The organism is Streptomyces himastatinicus ATCC 53653 (genome assembly GCF_000158915.1).
Taxonomy (GTDB): Bacteria; Actinomycetota; Actinomycetes; order Streptomycetales; family Streptomycetaceae; genus Streptomyces; species Streptomyces himastatinicus.
In genome coordinates this window covers 6,552,662-6,561,518 of sequence record NZ_GG657754.1, presented here as the reverse complement: position 1 = coordinate 6,561,518, position 8,857 = coordinate 6,552,662, and the positions used below count along the sequence as shown (strand labels likewise).

The following is an 8,857-nucleotide window of genomic DNA, read 5'->3' as shown; positions in this document are numbered from 1 at the left end:
GCCCGTGCCGTATGGCGATCCAGGAGGCGATCACATTGCTGGAGGCGTTGGGCAGGCTCATGGGGCTCAGGGAGCGGGCCGAATCCTCGGCGATGGCGGCGGCGGTGAGGCACGCGGTGTCGAGGTTGCCGAGGTTGGAGCTGGCCACCACGCCGACGGTGTCGCCCGGCACGGTCAGCTCCCCGCCATCGGCGCTGTCGGCGGGGACGAGGGCGGCGTCGCGTAACGCGTCGAGCGCGGCGCACAGGGCGAGTTGGGTCGCCCGGTCCTTGTAGCGGTGCCCGCGGCGGCCGATGCGGGCGCCGGTGTCGAACGGCCCGGGCGCGCGCCCGGGGGCGTGCGCGCCGCGCAGCAGCGCGTCCGGGGTGTCCGCGCCGGGGAGGGCCAGCCCGACCCCGGTGACGACGACGGCGGTGCCGGGCGCGCGCAGCGCCTGGAGTGCGCTCATCTGGTCGCCCTCTCCACTATGGCGACCGCGTTGACCCCGCCGAACCCGAACGCGTCGATCTGGGCGAACCGCAGCCCCTCCACATCGGCCGGATACGGCTCCCGGACGAACCGGAAATCGGCCGCCTCGGGCAGCGGGTCGGTGAGGCCGAGGGTCGGCGGGACCCGGCCCGAGGTCAGCGACTTCAGCGCGACGATCAGGCTGACCAGCCCCGAACTGCCCGAGGTGTGGCCGGTCATGGACTTGATCGCGGTCATCAGCGGCGCCGTGACATCGGCGCCGAAGACCTCGGCGATGGCGGTCGCCTCCGCGCTGTCGTTGAGGTGGGTACCGGTGCCGTGCAGCAGCACCAGGTCGATCTCGCCGGGGGTGACGCCCGCCCGCTGCTGGGCCTCGTGCACCGCCCGTACGATGCCCTGCGCGTCGGGCGCGGTGACATGGCGCGCGTCGCAGTTCATGCTGACAGCGCGCAGTCTGCCGAGCGCGCCGGAGCGCGCGCCGGACTCCTCCCGGCTCAGCACCACGGCGGCGGCGCCGTCGCCCATCAGCACCCCTCGGCGCTCCCGGTCGAACGGCCGGACCCGGTCGGGCGGTTCGGCGTTCACCCGGTCCAGCAGCCCGTACATGGACTCGGTGACGGTGTCGACCCCGGCCACGATCACGGTGTCCTCGGCGCCGGTGGTCAGCAGGTCGCTGCCGAGCGCGAGGGCGTACAGCGAGGCCGAGCACGCCCCCGCGAAGGTGTGGGTGCGCTCCGCGCCGAAACGTTCTCGCAGCGCGGTGCCGAAGTGCAGCCGCCCGCCGGTGTCGAACGCGGTGCCGTCGCGCCAGGCCAGCTCCGCCGAGCGCAGCTCGCGCAGCCCGGTGCCGACGAGGACGGGCACCCCGCTCAGGTCCTCACCGAGCCCGGCCTGCCGCGCCGCCTCCCCGACGGCGCGCAGCAGCCAGGCGGTGGCCCGGCCGGGCACGTCGGCGCCGGGTCCCGGCCGGTCGTCGATCTCGTACGCGTGCCGCCCCCGGTAGCGGTCCGGGTCGAAGCCGCGCAGTTCACCGAGTCCGCTGGTGCCCGCGCACAGGGCCGAGAAGACCTCGTCGACGCCCTCGCCCACGCTCACCACGGCGCCCGCGCCGGTCACCAGCTGACTCATGTCTCAATTCCAGTCCGTGCCGCGCTTGCCGAAGATCACGACGGCGTTGTTGCCGCCGAAGGCGAGCCCGTTGTTCTGTACGACCCTCAGCTCGGCGTCCACGGCCTCGTTCGGTACGACGTCGAGGCCGCACTCCGGATCGGTCTCCACGTGGTTGATGGTCGGCGGGATGAACCCCTCGGTGAGGGCCAGCGCGCAGGCGATGGAGGCGAGCGCCCCGGCGGCGCCCATGGAGTGGCCGATCATCGACTTGATGGACACGGTGCGCGGCGGGGCGTCGTCGCCGAAGACCTGGCGGATGGCGCGGGCCTCGGTGATGTCGTTGGCCCGGGTGCCGGTGCCGTGCGCGGAGATGAAGTCGACCTCCTCCGGCTTGATCCGGGCGTCGTCCAGGGCGAGCCGCATGCAGCGGGCCACGCTGTCCTGGTTGGGGGCGACGGGGTGGTCCGCGTCGCAGTTGAGGCCGTAGCCGAGGACTTCGGCGTAGATGCGGGCGCCGCGGGCCAGCGCCGATTCCAGGCTCTCCAGGACGAGGACGCCCGCGCCCTCGCCGGTGAGGATGCCCTTGCGGTCCTTGTCGAAGGGCTGGCAGCGCTCGGGCGCTATCGTGCCCAGCCGGTAGAAGCCGGTGAAGGTCTTGCGGCACAGCGCGTCGGCGCCGCCGCACAGGGCGACCTCCACGTCCCCGCCGCGGATCGCGTCGTAGCCGTAGCCGATGGCGTAGTTGCCCGCCGCGCACGCCGTGGGGAGGGTGACCGCCTCCGTCCGGCTCAGGCCGAACTCCTCGGCGATGACGGCCGAAAGCCGCCCGGCGGGCACCCGGCGGGCGACGGTGGGGTCCATCCGCTCGGGACCCAGGTCGACTTCCGTCTCGACCAGCTGGTCGAGGTCGCCCGACTCCCCGTCGGTGGTGCCGATGGAGATCAGGGACGGTACGGCGCGCAGCGCGTCCTCCGCGATACCGGCGTCGGCCACCGCCATACGGGCCGCCGCCACCGAGAACTGGCTCGCCCGCCCCAGGTTCCCGATGTTCAGATTGCGGATCCACCGCCCGGGTTCGAAGTCCGGGACCTCGCATGCCATCGCATGCTCGAAACCCTCGGTGTCGAACGCGGTGACCGGCCGTGCCGCGCTCTTCCCCGCGCGCAGTCCGGCGAGGAATTCCGCGGCGCCGATGCCGATGCCGGACACCGCCCCGAGACCGGTGACGACGACCCTGCGACCCGACTCACCACGCATATCGCCCTGCCTTCCGAGGAGTCCACCGAGGGGTCCCGTCACCAGCCGGCCGCGTCGGAAACAACCTCGTAGACGCCCTTGAGGTTCACCATCCGGCCCAGCTCGGACTGGTCGATGACCACGTTGAACGTTTTTTCGAGCGCCGCAAGTATTTCAATGGCACGCAGCGAATCCGCGTCATGCTCCTCTTTGAAGAGACTGGTCTCCGTGACCTCGTCCGGGTCGATCTCAAGGATATCCGTGACGATTTCCTTGATGGTTTCCCGACGCTCTTCGACGATGGCGGCCATTACCGCGCACCTCCATTTTCGGCATGGGCAAAGCGACGACTGCCGATGACGCTATGCGGCGGTTCGGGGGGCGACAAGCCCCGAGTCCACTACCTGTCACACCGCCCGTGAACCCAACCGCACGACAACCACGGCTGTCATAAAGCTGCACTGCGCAGCCGGTTACCGGAACGTCAGGATGCCCAATCTGCAGCAAGCTGCCACGGTGATACCCACAGACCGCTCAAATCGGCCTGAACCCGACTACCCGACTACCCGTCACAGCAGTCGACTAGTCGCGCTCCGCTTCCATGAGCCCCGCGCGCACGGCCCGCACCCCGGCCTGGAAGCGCGACTCCACGTTCAGGTCCCGCATGATGTCGGCCACGTAGCGCCGGTACGTACGCACCGAGAGCCCCAGCTTGCGGGCGGCCGCGTCGTCCTTGTAGCCCTCGGCCATCAGCGTCAGCACCTCGCGCAGCACCCGGCCGCGCGCCCCGCCCTCGAAGGACAGCGGCCGCATCGGGCGCTGCGCGGTGTCCCACATCCCGCACAGCAGCCGGTGCAGCATCGCGGCCACCGTCGAGTTCTGGATCATCGAGGCGCGGGAGCCGCCGGGGTCGCTCGCGGAGCGCTCGGGCGCGATCACCGCCGCACCGTCGACCACCACCAGCTCCTGCCGTGCGGAGCCGCACACCCGCACCTCCAGCCGCGGCACCGTGCCGACCGTGCGCTGCCACACCAATCCGCGGATCACCCGCGGCGGGCACAGCATCCGGATCCGTACGCCCTTGCCGGACAGCTGTGCGAGCGTCTGCGCGACCAGCCGCGCATGGTCCTCGCAGGTCACCTCCGGCAGGCTCCAGATCACGTCACGCTGGGCACGCAGCACCAGCCGTGCCACCCATCCCGCCACGACCTCGCCGTCCACCGGCAGTTCCGCGGTCGCCGAGGCGAGCACGCCGCGGCGGTGGTGGGTCACGGCGGACTCGATCAGCCGTAACGCCTGGCCGAGGGCTTCCTCCAGGTTGTCCGACCCGGCTTCCGGCTCCATACGAACCGCTCTCCTTGTGCCCGTCGCGCCGTCAATACCGTCGATACCCTCAATAGGCGTACGGTCATTTGGTTGAATTCCAAAATGGCTCAAAGGACACCCCCCGTTCCCCGATCGAGGCACAGTAACGAGCCATCTGCCGAAACGGCAAGGAACATCATGGCTCAACGGGCCGTCAGCGGGGTAAATATCGTCGCCCTTCAGCGGAGGAAGACCCTCCAACGGGGTCAAGGGGCTGCGCCCCGGCTCGGCAGATTGGTAACTTCCTCTTTGAGCCAGCAAGCCTTGAGCCAGCAAGCCGTCCCTTGCCGTACGAGCGCGGACCCCCCACCCTTCAGTGGTCCCCGAAAGGCGCCGCCCCCATGGCTGCACAGAACACCGCGATCACCGACACGGCACCGGCGGGCGACGCGCAGTCGCCCACCGGCCGCCAATGGCTCGCTCTCGCGGTGCTGGTCTTCTCCCAACTCGCGGTGTGGCTCGACAACACCGTCCTCAACGTCGCGCTCAAGACACTGGCCGACCCGGACGAGGGGCTCGGCGCCAGCCCCAACCAGCTCCAGTGGAGCATCAGCTCCTACACGCTGGTCTTCGCGGTGCTGCTCTTCACCGGCGGGGTGCTCGCCGATCGCTACGGCCACCGCAATCTGCTGCTCACCGGCATGCTCGTCTTCGGCGGCTCCTCCGCCTGGGCCGGGTACGCGGGCTCGGCCACCGAACTCATCGTCGCCCGCGGGGCGATGGGCGTCGGCAGCGCCCTGATCATGCCCGCCACGCTCGCGCTGATCGCCCAGGTCTTCGACGAACGGCACCGCGCCACCGCCATCGCCATCTGGTCCGGCTCCAGCGGTATCGCGATCGCCACCGGGCCGATGCTCAGCGGGGTGCTGCTCGACCACTTCTGGTGGGGGTCGGTCTTCCTCGTCAACGTGCCCATCGTCGTGCTGTGCGTGGCCGGTTCGCTGGTGTTCCTGCCCGGTGCGGCCGCCAAGGTGCGGCAGAAGTTCGACCCGCTGGGCGTGGTGCTCTCCACCGTCGGCCTGTTCGCCATCGTCTGGGCCGTCATCGAGGGCGGCCACCGCAACGACTGGAACGATCCGGCCATTCTCGGCGCGTTCACCGTCGGCGCGGTCCTCGTCCTGGTGTTCGTCCTGGTCGAACTGCGGGTCGACAACCCCAGTTTCGACGTCCGGCTCTTCCGCAACAGCCGGTTCACCGGCGCGAGCGTGGCTGTGATGCTGACCTTTCTTCGGCCTCAACGGCTCGATGTACTACACGAGCTTCTATCTCCAGGGCGTCCACGGGCAGACCCCGCTGGAGTGCGGGCTGTCCATCGCCCCCGTCGCGATCGGCGTGCTGCTGGGCGCACCGCTGTCGGCGAAGCTGGTGCGGGCGTACGGGGTGCGGCGCGTCGTCACCGTCGCCATGCTGATCGCCACGACCGGCTTCTTCGCGTACGTCTTCCTCGACGAGCACAGCGGACTGGGCCTGTTCTGGGTCTTCCTCATCCTCCAGGGGCTCGGCATGGGCGCCGCCGTCGCCCCCACCACCGAGGCCATCATGTCCGTCCTGCCCTCCGACCGCACGGGCGCCGGATCCGCCGTCAACAACGCGATGCGGCAGATCGGCGGCGTCCTCGGGGTCGCGGTCCTCGGCTCCATCCTCGCCGGGGTCTACCGCGGCGAGATCAGCCCCAAGCTGGGCGATCTGCCGCCAGGCGCCGCCGGAGCCGCCGAGGAGTCCCCCGAGGCCACCCGGCTCATCGCCGGGCGGCTGCGTCTGCCGCAGCTGTCCGACTTCGCCGACCAGGGGTTCGTGCACGCCATGCACGTCGCCGCCGTGATCGGCGCCATCGCCGCGGCGGTCGGCGCGGTCATCATCTGGTGGACGTTCCGGCGGGCGACGTACGCCGAGAGCGCCCGCTGAGCCCGCTGAGCCCGCTGAGCCCGCTCACGGCCCGTGATCCTTTCCTTGCCTCCCCGGGGGTACGGGCATAGCCTCCCGGCACAACGTCCGTATTCCGGAGGGCTGTTCCCATGCGTACAGCGGTCATCACCGCGGCAGGCGAGGTCGAGTTAAGACGGATACCCGTGCCCGACGTCGGGGACTCGGAAGTGCTGGTCCGCATCGCGGCGTGCGGCATCTGCACCATGGAGGCCAACCTGTACGCCGGACGCATGACCGTCTATCCGGCCGCCGCCGGACACGAGATCTCCGGCTGGGTCGAGCGCGTCGGCGCCACCGCCGCCGGCCTGGAGGACATGCCCGCCGTCGGCTCCCTCGTCACCCTCGACGGCCTCCCCCGCTGCGGCGCCTGCCGCGCCTGCCGCCGCGGCCAGTCCGCCATCTGCGTCGCCCTCCAGGGCCGGGTGCGCGAGGCGGACGGCGCGATCGCCATGGGCGCCGGACTCGCCGACCACATCGTGCTCCCCGCCTCCCGCGTCTGGTCGGTCGGCGACACCGACCCCGCGGTCGCCGCCATGGGCGAACCGCTCGCCTGCGTCGTCCACTCCCTGCGCCGCGGCGGCTTCCGCGCCGGGGACCGGGTGACCGTCATCGGGGCCGGGTACATGGGCCACCTCCACCTGGCCGTGGCCCGCGAGCTGGGGGCGCGCGGGGTCGCGGTGGTGGAGCGCGACGAGGAGCGCCGCACGGCGGTCGCGGGGTTCGCCGACGCCGCCGTACGCCCCTCGGACCTGGCCCAACTCCCCGCTGCGGACGTCGTCTTCGTGACCATCGCCAGCGCCGAGTGCATCGCCGCCGCGCTCGCCGCCGTGGCCGACGGCGGAACGATCGTCCTCTTCGGCGGCGCCCCCGACGGCCCGCCCGCCGAGCTGCCCGGGTACGAGGTACACCGCCGCCAGCTCACCGTGACGGGCTCCTTCAGCCATGAACCGGACGACTGGCGCACCGCCGCCGAACTCCTGCGCTGCGGCTCCCTGGCCCCCCGCCTGGAGAGCCTGGTGACGGCGCGGTACGGCCTGGACGAGGTGGAGAAGGCCCTGAAGCAGGCGTCGGAGACCCCGGTCTACCGAGTCGTCGTCACCCCGTAGCCCCCGCGGCCGGTGGGCCCCAGACGCCCGTAGCCCACGCCCCACCCGGCGGCACCGGGCCTACGGCCCATCCACGCGGCACCGGACACGCGGACCGTCGCCCGTGCCCACCCGGCAGGGGCAAGCCCCCGCCGCACTCCCACCCCGCGGGGGCGGGGTCCAGGGGCGGGGTGGGGAACGACAACCGAAGGGACCACCTTGCGCATCGGCGTCCAGCTCCACCCCCAGCACACCGGCATCCAGGAACTCCGCGCCGCCTGGCGGCAGGCCGACGCCCTCGGCGTCGACTCGCTCTGGACCTGGGACCACTTCCTCCCGCACACCGGCGACCCGGGCGGCACCCACTACGAGTGCTGGTCGCTGCTGTCCGCGATGGCGGTCGAGACCCGGAACGCCACCATCGGCCCCCTCGTCACCTGCACCGCCTTCCGCAATCCGCACCTCCTCGCCGATATGGCCCGCACCGTGGACCAGCTCAGCGGGGGGCGGCTGGTGCTGGGGCTGGGGGCGGGGTGGTTCGAGGCCGAGCACACCGAGTACGGCATACCGTTCCCCGGCCCGGCCGGGCGCATGGACGCGTTCGCCGCGTCCATCGCGGCCGTCAAGGAGCGGCTGGCCAAGCTCAACCCCGGCCCCGCGGGCCCGCTTCCGCTGCTCATCGGGGGCGCGGGCAGACGCCGCACCCTGGAGCTGGTGGCCCGCGAGGCGGACTGGTGGAACTGGTACGGCTGGGCCGCCACCGACCCGGTCGCCGAGTTCCGGGAGCTGAACCGGGCCCTGGACGAGTGGTGCGAACGGGTCGGCCGCGACCCCGGGCAGGTGGCCCGTACGGTCATGGTCAACCCGGACCAACTGCCGCTGGCCGAGGGGTTCGCGGAGGCCGGGGCGGTGCACCTCGTGCTGTCGCTGCCCGCCCCGTACGACCTGGGGGCGGTCGAGAAGCTGCTCGCGATGCGCGCCGCGCTCACCCCATGAAACGGGAACCCCTGGGGCACCGCTTCACCCTGCTCATGGGCGCGCTGCTGGTCTCCACCCTCGGCAACGGCCTGTGCTTCCCGTTCACGGCGATCTACATCAGCGGGCTGCTCGGCCTCGGCGCCCGGGCCGCGGGCGGGTACTTCATCGCGATGGCCGTGGCCAGCTTCGCCGCGGCCCTCGTCGGCGGCCCGCTGGCCGACCGGCGCGGGCCGCACCGGGTGGGGGTGCTGGGCGCGGCGGCGCTCGCCGCCGGGTACGGGATGCTGGCCCCGGCCGACACCACCTCCCTGGTGCTCGCCTCGGGGGCGTGCGTGGGCGTGGGCTTCGGCCTGTTCTACGCGTCGATCGTGGGCATTGTGGACGCGGCCGTTCCGGAGAGCGGCCGCCGTACCGCGTTCTCCGTCCGGCACATCGTCAACAACGTCGGTATCGGGGCGGGTTCGGTCGCCGCGGGGCTCGCGCTCCAGGGCGCGCACACCCCGACCGGCACGCTCCGCTGGCTGTACCTGGCCAACGCGCTGGCCGCGCTCCCCCTGATCGCGGCGATCTGGTACGTACGCCCCCGCAACGCGGGGCAGAGCGTTCCGGCGCAGGCCACGGCCGCCGAAGAAGCCACGTATCGCACCCTCCTCCGCGCCCGCCCCATGACGCTGCTGATCGTCGCCCAG

At 72.0% G+C, this 8,857-nt stretch carries 9 protein-coding genes and 1 pseudogene; 5 read left to right on the top strand and 5 right to left on the bottom strand.

What is annotated here, in order from left to right; translation table 11 throughout:
* From SSOG_RS27950 to SSOG_RS27930, 5 genes are all read right to left on the bottom strand, one after another.
* A partial coding sequence (locus tag SSOG_RS27950) for a beta-ketoacyl synthase N-terminal-like domain-containing protein (protein WP_281048125.1) occupies positions 1 to 448 on the bottom strand: 448 nt, incomplete at its 3' end.
* Positions 445 to 1,596: a beta-ketoacyl-[acyl-carrier-protein] synthase family protein gene (locus tag SSOG_RS27945; RefSeq protein WP_009717615.1), complete on the bottom strand. Its 1,152-nt coding sequence runs from the start codon at positions 1,594 to 1,596 to the stop codon at positions 445 to 447. The genes SSOG_RS27945 and SSOG_RS27950, both read right to left, overlap by 4 nt.
* Positions 1,597 to 1,599: 3 nt before the next feature.
* Entirely contained in the window at positions 1,600 to 2,835 is a 1,236-nt protein-coding gene (locus SSOG_RS27940; protein ID WP_039938872.1) for a beta-ketoacyl-[acyl-carrier-protein] synthase family protein, read from the bottom strand.
* Positions 2,836 to 2,873: 38 nt separating this feature from the next.
* The gene (locus tag SSOG_RS27935) at positions 2,874 to 3,125 is read right to left on the bottom strand and encodes an acyl carrier protein (RefSeq protein WP_009717613.1); all 252 of its coding nucleotides are present in this window, start codon (positions 3,123 to 3,125) and stop codon (positions 2,874 to 2,876) included.
* Between the two features lie 271 nt (positions 3,126 to 3,396).
* On the bottom strand, positions 3,397 to 4,158 hold the full coding sequence (locus SSOG_RS27930) for a helix-turn-helix transcriptional regulator (protein WP_039938871.1): 762 nt from the start codon (positions 4,156 to 4,158) through the stop codon (positions 3,397 to 3,399).
* A 362-nt stretch (positions 4,159 to 4,520) separates the two neighbouring features.
* On the opposite strand from SSOG_RS27930, the pseudogene SSOG_RS56390 reads away from it, so the two are divergent.
* The 5 genes and pseudogenes from SSOG_RS56390 to SSOG_RS27910 all read left to right on the top strand — a co-directional run.
* A pseudogene (locus tag SSOG_RS56390) lies at positions 4,521 to 5,264 on the top strand (MFS transporter); the annotation flags it as partial.
* A 160-nt stretch (positions 5,265 to 5,424) separates the two neighbouring features.
* Positions 5,425 to 6,084 (top strand): MFS transporter, encoded by a 660-nt coding sequence (locus SSOG_RS56385; RefSeq protein WP_245606395.1) that lies wholly within the window; start codon positions 5,425 to 5,427, stop codon positions 6,082 to 6,084.
* 110 nt (positions 6,085 to 6,194) lie between these two features.
* On the top strand, positions 6,195 to 7,211 hold the full coding sequence (locus SSOG_RS27920) for a zinc-dependent alcohol dehydrogenase (RefSeq protein WP_009717610.1): 1,017 nt from the start codon (positions 6,195 to 6,197) through the stop codon (positions 7,209 to 7,211).
* Positions 7,212 to 7,409: 198 nt separating this feature from the next.
* A complete protein-coding gene (locus SSOG_RS27915; protein WP_009717609.1) occupies positions 7,410 to 8,186 on the top strand; it encodes an LLM class F420-dependent oxidoreductase in 777 nt (258 codons plus the stop codon).
* Positions 8,183 to 8,857 (top strand): MFS transporter (locus SSOG_RS27910; protein WP_245606394.1); only part of this gene is annotated, 675 nt, incomplete at its 3' end. The genes SSOG_RS27915 and SSOG_RS27910, both read left to right, overlap by 4 nt.

Excerpts from the sequence above, each read along its gene's own strand:
- SSOG_RS27945 (WP_009717615.1), bottom strand. The coding sequence starts at position 1,596 with ATGAGTCAGCTGGTGACCGGCGCGGGCGCCGTGGTGAGCGTGGGCGAG.
- SSOG_RS27940 (WP_039938872.1), bottom strand. The coding sequence starts at position 2,835 with ATGCGTGGTGAGTCGGGTCGCAGGGTCGTCGTCACCGGTCTCGGGGCG.
- SSOG_RS27935 (WP_009717613.1), bottom strand. The coding sequence starts at position 3,125 with ATGGCCGCCATCGTCGAAGAGCGTCGGGAAACCATCAAGGAAATCGTC.
- SSOG_RS27930 (WP_039938871.1), bottom strand. The coding sequence starts at position 4,158 with ATGGAGCCGGAAGCCGGGTCGGACAACCTGGAGGAAGCCCTCGGCCAG.
- SSOG_RS56385 (WP_245606395.1), top strand. The coding sequence starts at position 5,425 with ATGTACTACACGAGCTTCTATCTCCAGGGCGTCCACGGGCAGACCCCG.
- SSOG_RS27920 (WP_009717610.1), top strand. The coding sequence starts at position 6,195 with ATGCGTACAGCGGTCATCACCGCGGCAGGCGAGGTCGAGTTAAGACGG.